The sequence below is a fragment of the Achromobacter sp. SLBN-14 genome, from assembly GCF_006715415.1.
Taxonomy (GTDB): domain Bacteria; phylum Pseudomonadota; class Gammaproteobacteria; order Burkholderiales; family Burkholderiaceae_B; genus Achromobacter; species Achromobacter mucicolens.
In genome coordinates this window covers 3,206,309-3,225,839 of the sequence record NZ_VFNE01000001.1, presented here as the reverse complement: position 1 = coordinate 3,225,839, position 19,531 = coordinate 3,206,309, and the positions used below count along the sequence as shown (strand labels likewise).

Genomic DNA, 19,531 nt, shown 5'->3' with positions numbered 1-19,531 from the left:
TCAGACGCCCTTCTTCGCTCTGAGTGGTCGCGGCACCACAATGCCAGCGCGCCTGTCTGCGTAATGTCGTCTGATTATGGCGCGCATTCCCTTACCTATCGACTACCCAAGGACGCTTCGGCGCCTTGCAATCCAGCGTTTCGTTGCGCCGCTTATACGAACCATCTACCTATCAAAACACCGCTAAAACGCATCACACGATTTCACGAAAGCCATTTTTCGCCGCCACGCAAAGAGAGAAATCTCAGTTAGCAAATGTCAAAACTGTGCTCTGAACGATTTTTAAGAACATCTTTTCGAACAAGTCCTATTGTCGGGCTATTCGTAGAAATGCTCTCATGAAACCGGGATTCTTCCCTACGTAGACGGCGCGCAGTTCGATGCGAGATTGCTTATCGATTCACCTCGAGCGGCCGCCGACATCGGTCTCAAGTTAAATCTATTTGGATTCCTCACAGATGAAAATTTTCGCTGCCCCCCTGTTTTTTTCTCTGGCAGTCTTCGGTTCCGCGCAAGCCACTGAAGCCGGTCACGCCAAATCCCGCACTCAGGTCGCAACGGAACTACAAGAAGCCAAGGCCAGCGGCCAATATACTTTTGGTGAGCTGGACTATCCGGCGGTTACTCCGCAATCGTCCTACCTGACCGAGCAGGAAGTGCGCGCCCAACTACAAAAGGCCAAAAGCAACGGAGAATACACTTTTGGCGAGTTAGAATACCCGCCGGTTGCGCGCTGAGTTGATTGCTACGACCGGCCTCTGTGGTCGTTATGACTGAGGCCGGCATCCTACCGCACAGCGAGGGTTGAAAAGCAGCCAAACTGCTTCAAGTCGAATGGAACAGCCCCGAATCAAGGTTATCGTCCGACGCCAATGGCGACAGTTGCAAACTAACCCGCCAGAAGCCCACCGCAAGAGGCACAGCGCGTCGTGCGCCATAATTTTCTTTAATAGCTCGCTGTACGTTTCGCGTTGCATTCGCGAACAATCTTCCCACACGCCCTTAGGGGTTATGGATGACCTGACAGATGACTGCCGCAATAGATACACATCGCATGGCCCGCGATGTCGTAGACATGGTTACATTCTTGGTCACGTTGTCAGCTCGCTTACCCTGCGCCTTTCTCGCACTAGCCGCGGCAACATCGACATGCCATTGCAAACGGTCACGACCTTTGATAATTGATCGCACAGCGGATGACCGCTGCTCATTTTCCGCCCCGCGCTTGTCTCTGCAAGCAGTCGGCCGAATAGATAAGACAAGCATTTCTCTGCGATGGGAACGGGAGCAACAATAATCGTGAAACACGACGCCGCATTCTTCAAGGACCAGACCAACGTCTCCGCGATCGCACCAACATCTAGGATGTAGGCATGAACGCGCCCAGTACCAACGCTCAAGAAGCGATTCACCTCGAGCGCAGCCGGGCAGCGCGCATTGGACTCTCATTGACAAGCGCATGATGCGCAAATGCGACGAGGTCAATGACGAAAACTTCTCCAAGCTTAAGCAAAATACCGCAACGACGGTGAGCCCTCCTGACCGTTCCCGTCTCCTTTCGCAAGTGGACCTCGCGCGAACCTACGAGCAGTTCGTCGATGCTTGGAGCTCCTTGGGACATTCCGCCAGCCGCGGCAGGTTCGCGAGCTTATACTGCTCTTTCAATTTCCAATACACGGAACTGAGCGACCACATCCCATTCGCGCCTTCTCCATCGTCGACTCGCAGCCCCCTACTGCCCCCTACACCGCCGTGCCGGATCTCGGCCATACTCGAAACATCTACGCGTCGAACGGGATAATTTGTCGACGCGCATGTCGAGGCGGGTGACGGGTATTACAGTGCGGGATTCTCCCCGGGGTTGAAGATATCAACGACCATGCTTTTCAACAAGATACCGATAATCGAGGCGATTGTAGTCAACCATCGCAACGAACCATTCATCGAATCCGGGAAAAGTATCGATAACTCCCCCAGCGAGCCGAATAACGTGGCCCGGTTTACCCGTATGCGGTCGTGTAATGAGCATGAGGTCGATATCATCTGAGGACACAGCTATTGGAAGCAAATCCGCCTTATCAAAACCACATAATTCCTTAAGCGGTTCAAGCGACTCTACTAGCTCCAAGGCTCGAGCCGCGCGCGGACCCCCGATAAAATCGCTGGTTCCAAAAACATCGATGCGATGCCTGAAAGCGCGCCATCCGTTCGCGTGCGACAAAAAGGCCCTATGTTTGAAATCCACAAAGTAGCCAAGCCTTGCTTCAAGTTCATGCAACTCTTCCTCTGAAGCCGCGACTTCGGGAAGGGTGTTCTCCCATATGCCGTCAACGTCTACTTCCGACACCTTCTGCTTCACCAAATGCGCTATCACCAACTCCCGCTTCCAGTCCAACTTATATCCTTTTCGTAAATGAAACGCGTTGGCTTGTAGGCAAGTGGATAATTCTGCGCTTGACGCTCCAGACTTGAGTTGACCGAGGCATCCTTATCCAGCAAGAAAGGCGAGACAGCCCTTCCGGGCCACGTCGTGAAGGGACCATGACCATCGGTCAATGGCCTTCGCAGTCGCTCTCTCCACAGATGCAGCAGTGCCGGTCAATGCACGCCATTCGCCCCGTGTACTAACCGGGCCGGCGGGCGACATGTAACCCTCCAAAATCGTTAAGTTCGCAATTTCGGCGTATTGAATCCCTTGCCGAAGAGGGTCCCGCTTGAGCAACTCGCACTGGAAGCCGCTAAGAGCCGGACTGCGACTTGCCGAGTTTCCAATTTTTGGAACATAAAACCCCGCAGGGTGACGTGCCCCCGGAATATCCGTACAGGTCAAAACTAGAGGTATGGTTGCTTCTCAGCGCCCCGAACGGGGCGAGGAGGAGCCATGAAACGGTCGAGATTTACCGAAGAGCAGATCACGTATGCGCTGCGACTGGCAGATAGCGGTACGCCGGTGGTCGACGTCTGTCGGCAGCTTGGTGTGTCCGAGGCGACCTTCTATACCTGGAAGAAGAAGTACGCCGACTTCGGTGTAAGCGAACTGCGTAAGCTCAAGCAGCTCGAGGATGAGAACGCACGGCTGCGGCGCATCGTCGCTGATCTGACACTGGACAAGCAGATCCTGCAGGAGGTGGTGCGAAAAAAAGTCTGAAGGCCGCCAAGCGGCGCGAGCTGGCGGCTTGGATGCACGAGCGCTTCCGGATCAGCGTGCAGCGCGCCTGCGCACTGGCGTTGCTGCAACGGTCGACCTGGTACGCCAAGAGCCATGCGCGGGACCAAAGCGCGCTGCGTCAGCGCATTCGCGACATTGCCCTGAGTCGTCCGAGGTTCGGCTACCGGCGCGTGTTAGTGATGCTGCAACGCGAAGGCTGGAACGTAGGCAAGAAGCGCGTGTATCGCCTTTACAGCCTGGAAGGCTTGCAACTGCGAATGAAGGTCAAACGTCGCAAGCGCATTGCGCTACTTCGGGGCAAGCCACCGGTGCCAACCGGGCCGAACCAGCACTGGAGCATGGATTTCGTTCATGATCAGATGCTCGATGGGCGCAGCGTTCGCATCTTGACCGTCATCGATCAATGGAGTCGCGAGAGTGTGTGTCTAGAGGCCAACTTTCGGCAAACGGGCCGGGGCGTCGGTCAGGCACTGGACCGGTCTGCGGTTCTGCGCGGCTGGCCCAAGGCGATCACCGTCGATAACGGAACGGAATTTACGTCTCGGGCGTTAGACGACTGGGCATACCGACACGGCATCAAACTCGATTACACACGCCCAGGCAAGCCGACGGATAATGGGCTCATCGAGTCGTTCAACGGTCGATTGCGTGATGAATTCCTGAATGTGCATGAATTCATCACGTTGCACGACCTGCAGCAAAAACTGCGAGCTTGGCAGGACGATTACAACCATCACCGTCCTCACGGTTCACTCGGCCATCTGACCCCGAGTGAGTACGTTCAAAAGTGGTCAGCGCAACCCAAAGAGGCAGCCACTTTCCAGTTTTGAACTGTCCAATTTGTGGGGGAAGGTCAGGCCTTCGGGCTTTAGCTTCTTCTGACCGTCCAACTTCTGGGGGTCAGTTCAAGGGGCGGGGTTTTATGTCACTACTCTCCCAACCCCGCCCTCGCCTAGCTTTACCGAAAATACCAAATTATCAAAGCGCAATTCTGCATGCCCATCATTACAGAAATAATGCCGACCGAACTCATCCTCCACAATCTGCATGCCAGCGCCTCCATGCCAAGAATGCATAACACCATCCCCGACATCCCAAACATTCTTTATATTGCACAGACCATCTCTTGATATTATTGAAAATTCAACTGACTGCGGCGCAGAGTCCTCCCACAAAACAATTGCGTTTCTTATTTTTTGGCCATTAACCTCAAACATACCTACAGTTGAAAGATGAATTCCTTGCCTCCAGACTGATGACTTAGACTCAAAACTAACTGTAACTCTTTGAGACTTGGAGATAGAAATACGATCAACCATGTAAACCAATTTTCCAGAAATCTCAACAGGCTGGCCTTTAGACTCAATAAACAAGCTCTCCAAATTGATCATTTTATTTTCCTAGTCTCCTGAAAGGGTCCACTGCCGCATGCTGATCTGGCCACACCTTCTGCACATCAAAAAGACCACCTTCACGTTGAGGGGGAACATGATGCAGCTCCATACTCTCCACTCGACCAGTTAGCGGATTAACACGCTGCGGAGCCAATCCTCTTTCCATCCTAGAAAGATTTACCTCACGATAACCTTCAGAATTTAGAAAGGCTTCATTTTTCCATATACGTGCGCGCACCGCACTCCAAGATGGAACATTTCCTTTTGATGTCAAATTATTTATAGGATCACCAACTCTCCAACCAAGCGTATCGTTTGGCAAGGTCATCCGGCTGCTTGGAACTATATCACCCGCCAGAAGCAGCTTGGAGTCGCTCGGCATCACTCCAAGCGCAAAGCCTTGCTTTCGCAGTGCCGCCTCAGCCATTTCCGCTGCTACTGGCGCCATTTGCCGACCAGCAGCCACAGTTCCTGTACCCACGATTCCAATCGCCTTCCCGCCGATTGCAGCTGTGCCACTGCCCGCTAGCGACCCTATGCCCACTCGTCCAACGTCTTCACCGATCTGGCCAACCGAGTTTTCGTTCCAATAGACGGCCGCCTTCGCGGCAACGCGCTTGGCAGCACCAACCGGGTCATTCGCAACCTGCTCGGCGACGTACTTCACGCCGGCGACCGTCTGCCCCCGATATACTTCGTCAAAGATCAGTCCAGTGGTTGCGACTCCCGAGGAGACAAAGTCATATCCGGTATTCGTGATCGCACGCCAAGATCGGTTAGATAACGACTGCCCAAATCCCGCATTGGGATCGTTAATATTCTTCGTGAACCCAGCGATCGCCTGCGTCCTGAGATATTCGATATCCGCAAGCGTTCGTGCTGTTCCTTGAAGCGAGGGAGTATCCAGGACCGGGGAAGGCTCAACCTCGGGCAATAGTCCCACCACTAAATCGGACGGTGATTTCACAGGGAATGACGTGGGGCCCATATTCCAGTTAATGCTGCCATCGCTTCCCCGCGATAGCTCTTTGAGGATGCTCACGTCATTAATGTCGGCGACGATTTCACTGCCCGCTGCAAAGCGAATGTCAGCCATGGTGCCGGCTCGGAACTTTGCTTTAACGGCCTCTGGGATGGTGCTATCCGTCAGCTCAGTTTGAGGCACCGCCTTCACAGATGGGGGCGCCATCGAATCGACGATCGAATTTCCCAATGCGTTTCCGAAGGCGTCGACGGCAATCTGAACGTAGTTCGCCTTGCCCCCAGTGAGCACGGTTGCCGCAACTCCCCCAACCGCCCCAGAGATAAATCCACGAGTCAGCTTCTCGCCAAACTCCGTGGCGTTGGGCAACACCGCCGCGCCCACCGCGTATCCCACTCCAGCCCCTACCCCGGCAGCAGCCACATTCGTCCAACTAAATTTGGACTGCAAGCCTGTCGCGACAGCAATGCCCTGGCTCACGGTAGAACTGACGGCGGCCCGTGCAATCATCGTGCCGGCGTGTGCAGTGCCGCTCGGTACCAAGCTCGCATTTGAACTAAAGAAATTCCCGCTATTGAAAGCGGTGCCGACTCCTGCCGACACACCCGCCCCCAACGCACTCGTCGCAACGCCCCCCCAACTAAACTTGCTTTGAACTCCCATTGCGATGCCGACGCCTTGGCTAACGATGCTACCCACCGCTCCGGCCGCCAAACCAATGCCCACGGCGGCAATACCAGAGAGCGCAGACGCTCCGGTCAGAACCGAAACCCCGGTTGTCATCATCCCGACCAGCCCAGCAGCGGGCGCGGCCAACGCCCCCGCGGTAAACACCGTCGCCACCACCGCCACCACCGCGACAAAGATCTTTCCGATCCCGCCGCATCCCCCACCCCCACCGCTATCCGCCTCAGGCACTGGCATCGTCGGCTGGGTGTCGCCGATCAGCTTGCCCGGGTCGTACGGCTTGAAGGTCTTGTAGTCGTTGTGGTTGCCCGTCACGCGGTTCGGGATCGTGACGGTTGCGCCCACGCGCAGGTCTCGATCGCTTGCTAGGCCGTTGGCTTCGGCGACCAGATACCACAGGCGGCTGTCGCCGTAGGCCTGCTGCGCAATGGTCTGCAGCGTGTCGCCTGGCTGAATACGATACGAACCCGGGCTCGCCGACGGGTTGCCGCCGTCGATCGGACGGAACGACGGTGAAAAATCGTCGGCCCCCACCGTGGGCCCAGTGGTGCCCATCAATTCACCATTGACAACCAGCGATCGCATGGTTGTGCCGTTCTGCACGCGCATCAGGATCTTGCCGTTGACGTCGTTGATCAGCGTCTGGTTCTTCTTGCTGTCCTTGCTATCGACGACGCCCACCATGTTGCCGTTGACGTCGTACTGGTACGTCGTCTGGCCTGGATCCAGCTCGGTGCTCACCCCCGACAGCGTCGCCTCGCGGTAGCCTTCGTAACGCGTGTGCGTGTAGGTGTAGGTGTTGGTGTACGCGGTCCCATCCCACATATCCATGCGGTACTGGGTCACGTTGCCGGCCTGGTCGTAGCCGGTGTATGCGCTGTTGTAGCGGTTGGCAAGGCCGCCCGCCGACATGTGCATCACGCGCACGTTCGCGAGGCGACCTGCCGGGTCGTACATGTTGCGCTTCTGCTCGTTCGCCAGGCCGGACCTATCAAAGAACGCCTTGCTCAGCGACCCATCGATACCGCTCATGACGACACGGTCGGCGCCATCGTAATAGCGTGTATCCAGCAACAGCCCATCGCGGCGCAGCGTCGTCAGGCGGTTGAGCGTGTCGTAGCTGTAGGTCTCTGTCGTGAAGCCGGCGGCGGTGCCGCCGTCGGCGTAGATCACCTTATCCCAATACTGGTCGCTCACGCGATTGCCGTTGGCGTCATAGGTCAGCTTGTGACCTTGTGCCGCATTGATCTCCATGTTGGCATTCACGGCTTCCACCGTGGTTTGCCGGTTCATGGAGTCATAGCCGTACCAATAATCGCGGTTGCGCCAGGTATCGGTCGCATCGGTGTATTGGGTTTGCACACGGGTGCGGTTGCCATTGGCGTCGTAATCGATGTTCTGGCGCAGGTAGTTGTCCGTGACCTGCCGGAGCCGGCCCAGCGCGTCATACGCCATGATGTTGTTTTGGTAGACGCTTCCCCCCTGCGTAGTGCGCTCGCGCACCTTGTTGCCCGCATGGTCGTACGCGTAGTCCGTGACCTGTCCAATGGCGGCATCGTGGATCTTTGTAATCTGGCCCGCGGCATCGTAGCTATAGTTCAGGTTCTGGCCACGCGTGTTTGTCTGGGCCAGCAGCTGACGGGCATTGTCGTAGGTGTAGAAGTACTTAGCGCCTCCGATGTCAGTGTGCGCGACCAGACGGCCAAAATAGTCATAGGCCCAGGTCGACGCATTGGCATTGCCATCGGCCTCGAACGTCTTGTTGCCGCGTGCGTCGTACGCTGTACGCAATTCCGTCGCCTGCCCGGGTTTTCGCACACCGGTTACGTTGCCACGCAGGTCATAGCGGAAGTAGGTGGTTTCTCCGGCGCCATTGGTGGAACTTAGCTTGTTGCCCAGCACATCGTAGGTCACGCTTTCGATGACGCTCTTGTACCCGGTGTGAACAAGGTCTACAGCATTGCCTGCGATGCCGTAGTTGGCGATCGCGTCAACGGATGTCAGGATAAGACGGCCGATAGTGTCGTAGGTATACCGGGTGGTGTTCCCCAAAGCGTCGACCCACGCGACCTTGTCACCCAACAGGTTGTACTCGTACCGATAAATACCGCCATCGGCATGTATCTCGCGAATGCGGTTGCCGCCCGCATCGTATTCGACGCCATTTACCTTGCCGTTGGCATCACGCGTAGCGACATTGTTGCCGACAGCATCGTAGTAGAGATAGGTAGCCGGACCGGCACCTACCGCGCCGTCCGAGTTCGGACGGACTTCAGAAGTCATCTGATTGTTCGCGTTGTAGGTATATCGCGTGATCCAGTACGGAGACCGGGGATCAGTCACCGTCGCAACGTTGCCCCAACGATCGAAGGTCCGCTCAACGGTCGGACGAGTGGACTGATATCCACCATTGGCGCCTACCGGCGTCCAAGTAGCGGCAACCCCCAAAGCGCCCGAGGTCTGGGTGCTGATAGGCGCCGGATTCTGGCCGGTAGTGCTGATCAGAGAATAGCTGGTGGGTCGTCCGGGGACGACGTATCCGGGGACATAAGTGGCCGTGGTCTGGGACATACCAGGCAGCGGCACAACAGCATTCACCCAGACCTGTTCGGAACGCTGCTCCTGCCGGTACTCCGTCGTCCAGTAGCCTGCCGAGCCGTTCTCTCCTCCTTCGCCGCCCTCTCCGTTGCCGGTTAGCGGCACCCAGACCTGATAAGGCACGGTTACCGTGTAGTAGCGCGTGTAGTAGTAGCCGGGCGTAGTGGCACCCTGGGAGATAACGCCAATCCGGTGTTTACTAGGTTCGGCTTCGCCAGCTGGAGTGAAGACAAGGTCGAATTCGTAATTGCCTACCGGCAAACGACCCAGGCGAACCCAATAGGTCGTGACGCCTGAACCGGCTTCACCTCCTTCGCCACCCTCTCCCACACCGTCACTACCAACAGGACCAAAGGGCTGCGATGTCGGGCTTTTATTCAGTACCACCGAGTTCCAAGCCGCACTTCCCTGGACGCGGTACTTCAATACGGCCGTCCCGTTCTGGTCACGACCATCGTAGGTCGTCCACGAAATGCCGGTGTTGACGGCATCCATATGCAAGTTTTGCTCTATGGGCGGAGTTCCGACCGGCGGCACCCAACGATCCGGAATGGCGGCGGCCTTACTGATGATCCCCGTCGCGTGGGCGTATGCCGCGCCAGTTCCTCGATCGATAAGCAGCAGCTCGTACTCAAACTGGCCCGGATTCATCGGAACCCAATCAACTCCATCGTGGCCTGCGTTGCGGGCCGATACAGGAAGCTGAGTCCAGGCCCCGCCCCCCGCCGGACGATAGCGGAACTGCGCGTCCACGCCGGCCCCGAACGATGGCCAGCTAAACACATCATTGCCCACTGCGCCAAAGCCCATTGACCCACCGACGGAGGCCAGATTGGGCGCGGACAAGGCCAGCGTACCGAAGCCCGTGACCTTTGCAATTCCGTCGCGTCCAATTTGCGAAACGCGATACTCATAGTTCCCAACGGGCAAGCCTGCCGCGTCGTAGCGATACGAATTGCCGAAGTTGATCAGCCCAACTTCGGACCACCCGCCATTTGGAACCTGAATCTCCAGCCGAACCCGTGTCGAAGGATCTACCGGCGCAGCGACATCAATAAAGTTGCCCGTGTTGCCAAAAGTCTCCTGTTGGTTGATGACGGTCTGCCAACTACCGTTCGCGTCCTTCTTGTAGACCGCCATGGCAACAACACGGCTTACGCCTCCATCCGTCGTATTGGTCGCCGTACCGTCCCAACTAATAACCACGCCCGAAGTCGAGGCGCTAGAAGGATAGTCGTGGGAAAGGACGCGGCGCGTCCCGCCCGCGCTTTCGTAAGTCATCACGACTCGGACATCACCGTCGCCCAACCCGGCTAGGCTTGTCCAACCGAGGTGGACGCTGTTGGTTCCGCGCCAGGCAGGCGTCCCGGGATCCTCCTGCCCCCCTCCCTCTCCTCCCCCCCCTTCGTTGCTGCCCGAATTTGGATTGGGAATGTAGTAAAGCGTGGCCGAGGATGAGATGGTGGCAAAGGTGAAGTCGCGATTTACGGTAACGCCGCCTTCGAAAACGGTCCGCACAGGCGCCCGACTCTGTACAACATTGCCCAACAAGTCGTACACCAAGTCTTCCCGGCGCAGATTGTTCATGCTCGCCGCTTGCTGAATGGACCCGATAGCCGCAACGTTGACGTTACTACCACCCGCGCCATCGCTGGTCATACTCGCCGTGGCTTTGCCCTGCAGGTTATACAGGGTGATCTGATCCTTCCCGGAGTTCGCGTTGGAGCGAATCAAGTTTCCGGCATTGTCGTACTGGAAATATTCCTGCCGGCCGCCGTTTACGCCGCGGCGGATGACTTCCCCAAATGCGTTGTACTCCGTGACCGTGTCGGACCATCCAGCCTCCTGTTGCGACACCTCGGAAATTCCCGATCCGTTGGCCTGCGCATTGCTCCCTTCCCATTTGCTGACCCAATTTCCGGCTGCATCCTGCTGCCATACACGTAAATAGCTCAGCTCAGAAATCCCGCCTTGCTGTACACGGTAGTCGTTCCAACTGATTGAAATGCCTGAGGCCGCCGCGGCCGCGCCGAAATCCATCGTGCGGCTGGTAGCAACGCTAGGCGATCCATAAGTGACAGTCGTCCCACCTGGGGATACGCCCCACTCGCCGCCTTCGTCCGTGACCGTCTCGCTGTGGAGGGTACTAACGGTGCTGTAGTACACCTGAACCCGAACCAAACCGCCGGCGGCATCGATCAAGGACGACCAGTTCAAGTTGATGGTGTTAGTACCAGTCATGACGTACTTGTCGTTCTGACGGAACTCCTTATTGGACGATGCCCATCCTGTCTGAATACCGCTCTTCAACACCGATGTCGACGCGGGATCGATCACCCGAGTCTGATTTCCCAGCCGGTCATACTCGAACGCCTGAAACCAGGTCTTCACGGTGCCGTCGTTGCCCATCACGCCACGCCACTGCTTGGCCATCTGACCCGAAGCGTTAAACGAGGCGAACATGCTGCTACCATTGGCGTCGGTCGTATGAATCTTGTTGCCGCGGCTGTCATAACGCGAGATAGTGGCGCGGTTGTGACCTGCGACCACCGTATAGGCCAACTCGTTGGCGTTAGCCGCGCCGCCGCCCTGTTGGACGGTCGCGATCACATTGCCCAGCGCATCGTGCCGGAACGTCGTCAACGGCGTCAGGGCTACCCCGGACATCGGAGACAACCGCGTTGGCTCGGCGATTGCGGTAACCCGACCCAGCGCGTCGTAGTACGTGTAGGTGGACGCCCCGTTCGCATCAGTGACGCGTGTACGATTGCCCAGCACGTCATAGCCGAAGGTGGTCTTCAAATCTCCCCGGCCTGCCATGCCATTCGACTGAGCGCTATATTCGACGCCAACTCGGGTTTCAGAGGTATTTCGGCCTAGCGCATCGTAGGTATAGGTCAGTAGCCGGTCGTTCATGTCGGTGGCCGGCAATGTGTAGGACTTCGCGTCCCAAAAGCTGGCCGCCTTGGCGTACTCGCGCACGGATGTCTTGTTGCCCAGCCCGTCGTAAGACATCGTGGTGACATAACCCAACGCATCTACCTTCGCAATCACGCTTCCGCGCCGATCGAAGTACTGCGTGGTGGTGGCCCACACTTGCGAGACGGGATTAACCAATTCGCGCACGGCGACGGCCTGGCCAAAGGCATCGTACTCGGTGCGCGTGAGCTTGTTGCTGGTGAAGTATTGCGCCCCGGCGGCCGCCGACGAATCGTAGGCGTAGATCTGCGACTGGCTTACCTCCACGGCCCGACCCAGCTTGTCGTAGCTGGTCACCACGCCGCGGTCGCCGCTGTGATCAATGCCGGTGGCGTTGACCGCAGCCGCCACAGTCTCAGCCGACAATGCGGTATAGCCGTGCGCCGTCAGCCCTGTTTTCGTCGCGTAGCGCAAACGCAGCGTGACATCACCTTGGGCGTTGCGATCGTACTCCGTCACGTAGCCTTCGGCGTCGACTTCATACTTCAGGGCGCCGTTCTTGTCGTAGACCTTGTAGCTGATTGCGCCTGCAACATCGCGGCCCACCACCGCATTGCCAAATGCGTCGTACAGCACGTCCGAAGTCAGGGATACGGCAGCTGTTTCAGTGCGGCCGGCAACGCCGGAAGCGCCGTTGGTCAGCAGGTTGTCCGCTTGCGCGTTGTAGACATTGACCGGTGCCAGGATCGTACGAATCTGGCGGCCTGCCGCATCAAACACATACCGAGTCGTGCGAGCTTCCGGGCGCCCATCTCCTTCGGTGCGTGCAACCAGATTCCCCAGTGCGTCGTAGACATTGCGAGTCACCATGGAAACCGCCTGAGCGGCGGTCAGCACCAGGTTCCCCGCATCGCCCAGCACGGTCCCCACGGCGTTTATCAATGGCGACTTCTCGACGGTCAGGCGGCCTGCTGCGTCGTATTCATACAGCCACTGATTGCCCGCCTTGTTGACGAAGCTAAGCTTGTTGCCCACGCCGTCATAGGTGAACGATTCGGATTTCCCCAACGAATCTGTGCTACCCAACAGACGGGAGCTGGAGTCGTAGACGAAGGTGTCCACCCTGTCCCGTGCGTTGTCTGGCGTCAAAGCCGCTGCCACGGCAGCGGCGGTGGGATTGCCCTCCAACAGCACACCCGTCACAAACATGCGGCTGCGAAGCACATTGCCGCGGGTATCGTACTCAAACTGCGTAACGAAGCCCGCTGCATCGATCTTGTACAGCGGCAAACCGGTTGCGCCGTATACGCTGCGCTCGACGCGATCCTGCAAGCTGGCTGCGGGAAGGCGCGCATTCAATGCGTCCAGACTCAGTCCCGCCAGCTCGACGCCGGCCAGACTACCACCCGACAGGTGTTCCGCGTATCGCATGACGGACAACAGATTGCCGGCAGCGTCGTAGGTGTTACGCACGACACCCAGCTGCGCATCAACCACAAGAACAGCGCGTCCAGCAGCGTCGTACGCCGTCGTGGTCGCGCGGTCTTGTGCGTTGGGCGACAGCGCACCGAGCATCGCTTCCGCCGTGCGCGGCACATTTGCGCCAAGCCGTGTGGCATAGCTGATGATCTGCACAACATTACCGTTGGCATCCAGCACCCGCCGAGTGGCCGCTCCCGTCGCGTCCACAGCAAGAATCTGCCGGCCGAGACCATCGTATGCCCAGTCACTGGCGCGGTCCTTCAATCCACCCTGAACGCTTCGGGGATCCGCAGTCGTTGCAACGGGAGTCGCGTACTGGATCTGGCGCACCAGATTCCCCGCGGCATCGTAGATGCTTTCAGTGACGGCGCCGAGGCCGTTCATCACATGGGTCAGTCGTCCGATCCCGTCGTAGGCATTCACGGTCCGCACATCACGCGCCGCATCCGCTACCGAGGCGAGCGCGGCGTCGATTGCCGCGGCAGTCAGCGCAATGTTGGCTGGCACCCGTACTGCATAGGCGATGCGTTCCGTAACCTTCCCATTGGCGTCGTAGCGCTGGCGCACGACGGCGCCCGTTCCGTCCACCTGGAGCACGACGCGGCCAAAAGCATCGTAGACCATGCGCTCCCGTTGGTCGTAGGCCATGTCCACTGCGGGTGTGGAAGGCATCTCCGTTGCGCCGATGCTGGCGGCTGGAAGGCGGTTGGCGTACGCGGTGCGTTCGCTGACGTTGCCGTTGGCGTCGTAGAGGTAGGTCACTACGGCACCCAGCGCATTCACCGTCATCGCCAGTCGGCCATCTACGCCGTAATAGCGATATTCAGCCTGATCGTTGGACTGCGGTTCCAGCAAGGCACGAATGTCGGCCTCACCGACGCGCTGTCCGAGTCCGGCAAGGGAAATGGGCGAGGCGTACGCGCGGGAGAACGTGAGGCGACCCGCAGCGTCATAGCCGCTTTCCGCCACCGCGCCCAGGGGATTGATCAGAAGAACAACGCGGCCTGCGGCGTCCAGCACATACCGGGTGACGTTGCCATTAGGATCGATCGACGCCACGCGACGATTGGCCCCGTCATAAACGTGCGAGACGGTAATGTCGGCCGCATTGGACGGCACACTGGCGGGATCGCTGCCAAGTGGCATGCGCGTGGCATGACGCGTCTGCCTCAACACATTCCCTGCGGCGTCGTAGACGTTGTGCGTGACGGTGCCCAAACCATCCATCGAATAGGTCAGCCAACCCGCGCCGTTGTAGACATTCACGCTGCGCTGATCGCGGTGCCCGTCGGCCAGAGTCGCGAGCGCGGCCTCCAGCGCAGCAACGTCAAGCGCAACTTCGAGCGGAACACGAGCGGCGTACTGAACGCGTTCGACGACGTTACCAACAGCGTCGTAACGCTGCCGCACCACGCCCCCAGCGCCATCGACCTGGAAGATTGCTCTATCCAGCGCATCGTAGACGGTGCGCACTCGCTCGTCGTAGAAGGAATTGACCTGCGGAGCGGCCGGCATCTGTGCCGAGCCGATGCTCGAGGCTGGAAGGCGATTTGCGTACGCGATGCGTTCGACGACGTTGCCGTTGCCGTCGTAACGATAGGACACCATATTGCCGGTACCGCTCACCGTAATCGCCATGCGGCCATCGGCGTTGTAATAGCGGTATTCGGATATATCAGCCGAATTCGGCTTAATCAACGCCCGCAATTGAGCTTCGCTCGGTGGTGCGGCGCTGGCACCCCACGCGACCGGAGTCGCGAACGCGATAGTGCCGGTGACTTGGTCCGCCGCATCATAGCGGGCCTCGACGACGAAGCCGTTGGGGTTGACCGTCAAGACCTGCCGGCCGCGTTGATCCACCGCGTATATCGTCCGGGCGCCGCCCGGCTCGGTTCTGGAAATCAAATTTCCGTTCAGATCGTAGACGTAGGCGGTAGTGAGCGCCAAGCCGTCTGGATCCAGCGTTTCAGAACTCCTGCGACCGAGACTGTCGTAGGCATAGCGGGTCACCACGCCGTTCGGCGCAGTCACTGTGAGCTGCTGACCGCTCTCGTTGTACGTATAGCGGGTCACCAAGTTCAAGCCGCTCGCATCCACGGTGGACGACACGACACGTCCGGCCTTGTCGAACGTCACGAGTGTTTGATGACCGGCGGGATCTATGGTCAGGTATTGCCGACCAAACCCGTCGTAGCGATATTCGGTCCGCAAGCCCATGCCGCCCGGATCCACCTCCCGGCTCAGACGTTGCCCCAAGGCATCATAGACATACACCGTCTTCACGCCGCGTCCGTCGACACTTTCGATCAAGCGGCTCAGCGCGTCGTAGCTATTGGTGGAAACCTCCCCGCCGTCCTCGGAACGAATCAGGTTTCCGTTGGCGTCATAGGCATGCCTTGTAGTATTGCCGTTGCCATCGCGCACCTCCACGCTCTGCCCGAAAGCGTTTTGAATTGTTGTGACCGAAACGCCGTCTGGCGTGGTCATGGTCACGCTGCGACTTCCAAGGTCATACGAGTAGCTCGTTCGCCGCCCGAGTTCGTCGATGCGCGACAGCACATTGCCGAATGCGTCGTACATCGTAGACTTCTGGCCGATCGCGTCATACGTGATCACTTCGCGCCCGAGTTTGTCGTAGACGCGATTGACCGCGACGTTGTAGCCATCGCGCGACCTAATCAGGCGCCCAAACGCGTCATACTCGCGCGTGGTCCTGCGCGCGTAGCCCGTCGCATCTTCCGTGATCTGGGTGACTCGGCCCAGTCGGTCGTACGTCGTCGCGTCTGTGCGACTGATGGCTCCCGCTATTTGAGTCAGCCTGAATATCTCGTTGCCGAACGCGTCGTAAGTGTGCTTAATCAACTGGCCGGCGGCGTTGGTTTCAACAGCGACCTTGCCATCTGCCGTATATCCATAGGTCGCATGGACATCCGAATCTGCATTGCTTCTGGAAGAGATGGCCACACGCAAAGCATCGTTGACCAGTCCGCCATTCAGACCTTGCAGCGAAATAGCGGACCCGTACTTGATTGTCTCTACCAGCTGGCCCACGTTGTCGTAGACGCGCTCCTCCACGAAGCCCAGCGCGTTGACGGTGTGAGTGATTCGCCCAGCCTGGTCGAAGTAGTACAACGTCCTGTGTCCAAGCCCATCCATCATGGACGTACGCCGGCCGACGGCGTCGTAGGTGTAGGTCGTGCCGTACTCCTTCCAGATCTCATCGATCTCGGCCTGGGTCAGATTCCCGTCAAGCTTGGCTGCGCCCTCTCCGGCGAGCTCGGCGATCAACCTGCCCTGCACGTCGTAGCGCGACAACAGACTACGCGCGATCGCCGTTCCTGCAGCTTTGATGGTCGAGGTGCGCCGACCCATATTGTCGTAAACATGGAGCGTGAGCGAACCTTCCGCATTGCGCTCGGACGACACCTGATTAAGGCGGGTGTAGGTGTATGCCCAGACCTTGTCGTTCGGATTCGATGTGGGGCGCAATTGCGCGAGCGTGGATGCGGGGGTCGCTTCCGATACCGCGTTGGCGTAGCGGACCTTGGTCGTCAGATTGCCGCTGGCGTCGTAGACCGACTCTGTCAGGTAGCGTTCTCCGTCAACGTGTCCTACCACCTTGTCTTGCGCGTTGTACAACCAGTACTCACGAATGTCCGCCGTGGATGTCGCAGGCTTGACGCTGTCAAAGGACGTCGTTCCGGTCCTGGAGGAAACCGACGTCTTCGTCGCATACGAGATCTTTTGCACCTGGCGGCCTGCGCCGTCATAGACGTACTCGACCGCGCCCCCTTCCGCATCAACCGTGCCGCGCAGCTTGCCATCTGCGGTGTAGAAATAGGATGTCTTGGCGTCCGCCGGCGACGCTGTCACTACCGCGTGCTCTGGACGGCTCGGTTGCGCCACGTACCAAGTCGTCATGCGGTTCGCATAACGAATCTCTTCAATCAGCCGGCCCGCTCCGTCATAGCGGTATTCAGTGATCGCATAGGTGGCATCAATCGTCTTGGCCAGTCGGCCCGACGTGTCGTACAGGTTCCACACGGTGGCAGCGCCCGTGTTAGGCACCACACTGCGCATCGGCGGATTGAGGGCCTTGCCTTGCGCATCGACAAGCCGCTCAAGGTATGCCTTTCCGGTATAGACATTCGTGCGCCAAACCTGCCCGGCTGCGTTGTATACGTACTCGGTGGTCGCCCCGGTCGCGTCCACATCTCCAACCTTGCGCCCCAACCGATCGTAGACCATGTACGTCCGCGCCCCGCTGGGGTCGGTGGTCATGATCAGATTATCGTTATTGTCATAGGCGAACTTGGTTTCGCCCAGGTTCTGACCGCCCGCGTCCTGAGCCACCTCGCTGACCTTCCGGCCACCCTTGTCGTAGGTCGAAATGGTCTTCAAGCCATTGGCGTGCGTCACCTCCACGCTGTTCCCGGCATCGTCGTACTGGGTGTAGCTGATGTTGCCAAGCGCATCCTGGACCGATAACAAACGTCCCAGACCGTCATACGTATACGACGTTGCTCCACCCGTAGGTGAGACCGTGGTGAGAAGCCTGCCCGCTTGGTCGTAGACATAACGCGTCAACACCTGATTGCCATCCAGCACACCTTCGCCGGCGCTGCTGACTTCCTGATAGGCAATCGTCTGTTGCAACATCCCGCGGTAGTCATATACCGCGTCCACTCGGGAAACCCGGCTCATGTCCGCCGCACTTGCCCAGGCCACCATTTCGGCTTCGCTTGGCGCCGTGGCTGTCGTCAACCCGGTCAGCGAATGGATGTTCCCGGCGTACTGCAGCGTACTGACCCGCTCACCGAAACCGTTGTACCGATACTCCGTGACATTTCCTGCGGGGGAGAGTTGAAAGCGCAGATGTCCCGCCAAATCGTAGACATAACGCGTGGTCAGATTGCCATAAGCGCTGCCACCGTTCAGCCTAGGCGCAACATAGGCGTTTTCGGTAATGACTCGATTTGCACTGTCGTAGGTGCGGGACATCGCATTCCCAGCCGAATCAACCCAGCTCAGTTGATTGCCCTGCGTGTCATAGGCCATGGTAGTTGTCTTCCCACCAGGCTCTGTAATTTTTGTCAGATTCCCCACGTAGTCATAGGAAAACAGCGTGTTGTGGTCGTCGCCATTAAGCCCAGCGCCTACGACGCGAACCTTTGTTATGTTGCCGGTTCCGTCATACTCGAAGTAAGTTTGTCCATTCTGCGGGTCAACCATATAGGACATGGATCGCCCAGGGTTGTACCCATAGGTGGTGACACGCCCGAGCGCATCGACGGACCAAGCGACTTTATACGTATTGCCTACTTGCGTATATCCGAACGAAATCTGAGTGCCGTCACTTTGCGAGACCGAAGCAATCCGGTCGCTAGCTCCGTCGTAGGTATAAAACGTCTGGAAAACCTTTCCGTCCGCAATGGAGTTATCTTCCGGCGACAAATCGACCACGACGGCAGAGAGTCGGCCAACGCTGTCATATCCATAGCGCACACGCGTTTGCACGACCTCAACGGCGTTTTCGACGGTGACGGTGCGGATTTGAGTCAGGTTTTCACCGGAATAGTCGTAAAACGTGATTCCACCGCTGGCATCCGTCACGCTGGCCAACTTGCCATTTGCGGCGTACGTGTAGGTTCGCGTATTGCCGCTGGTGTCCGTGGCGCTGAGTACCCTGCCAGACCCTGTGCCTTCGTATCGCTCTTCCAGACCACTATTCCCGTCCTTCCAGACGTACTGGCCGGTCGTCGCGTCCATTGACATATGGTCGTAGGCACCTCCTCCCTCAAATGAAAAGTAGGAGCCGGAGGGCACGTCGTAATGATAGGTCTGCTCCGATCCGTCGTCATCGACGCGAATCATCGTGCTGCCGGGTTGGTTCAGTTGCCCCACTAGGCGCACTTTCTTAAGCGCTGATCCGATGGACCAGGCGTCCGCATGCCCTAGGTTTCCTTGACTGTTGTAAGTACGGACCGATCCGAACAAAGCACCTACGCCAGCAAGCTGATCATCTTTACTGCGGAAGACCAGATTTCCATTGGCAACGTTGACATAAATCTGTTCCGAACTCCGGCCAAGATTGGCGTTGCCAAACGCTCCCCGGTCCCCCAATACGCCCAGCGATGTCAGGTTCAAACCCAGGCTATTACCACTAACGATGGCGACCATATCTCGGAAGTCCTTTCAGTTGTTATTTCCGGCCGCTCATTTCGAGGGCGCACTGTCCGTGATCAACTTCTCCATCTTGCGCATCGGCGGTTTAGTGTGTCCGCTTGGTCTTTCGCAATC

The 19,531-nt window shown here is 58.1% G+C and carries 5 protein-coding genes; 2 read left to right on the top strand and 3 right to left on the bottom strand.

Annotated features, from left to right (window positions below):
- The first annotated feature begins 458 nt into the window (after positions 1 to 458).
- Positions 459 to 737: a DUF4148 domain-containing protein gene (locus FBY20_RS14765; protein WP_142053077.1), complete on the top strand. Its 279-nt coding sequence runs from the start codon at positions 459 to 461 to the stop codon at positions 735 to 737.
- 1,133 nt (positions 738 to 1,870) lie between these two features.
- Here the strand turns inward: FBY20_RS14765 and FBY20_RS14760 are convergent.
- Positions 1,871 to 2,395: an SMI1/KNR4 family protein gene (locus tag FBY20_RS14760; RefSeq protein WP_142053075.1), complete on the bottom strand. Its 525-nt coding sequence runs from the start codon at positions 2,393 to 2,395 to the stop codon at positions 1,871 to 1,873.
- A 486-nt stretch (positions 2,396 to 2,881) separates the two neighbouring features.
- On the opposite strand from FBY20_RS14760, the gene FBY20_RS14755 reads away from it, so the two are divergent.
- Positions 2,882 to 3,999, top strand: a protein-coding gene (locus FBY20_RS14755) for an IS3 family transposase (protein WP_255452355.1) whose coding sequence is annotated in 2 segments (ribosomal slippage) — positions 2,882 to 3,143 and positions 3,143 to 3,999 — 1,119 coding nt in all. Because the reading frame shifts where the segments join, the coding sequence is not laid out codon by codon here.
- 90 nt (positions 4,000 to 4,089) lie between these two features.
- Here FBY20_RS14755 and FBY20_RS14750 read toward each other — a convergent pair.
- Positions 4,090 to 4,560: a hypothetical protein gene (locus FBY20_RS14750; RefSeq protein ID WP_142053071.1), complete on the bottom strand. Its 471-nt coding sequence runs from the start codon at positions 4,558 to 4,560 to the stop codon at positions 4,090 to 4,092.
- A gap of 1 nt (position 4,561) precedes the next feature.
- Positions 4,562 to 19,411, bottom strand: coding sequence for a LysM peptidoglycan-binding domain-containing protein (locus FBY20_RS14745; RefSeq protein WP_142053069.1), 14,850 nt, complete (start codon positions 19,409 to 19,411; stop codon positions 4,562 to 4,564).
- Between the last annotated feature and the right edge of the window lie 120 nt (positions 19,412 to 19,531).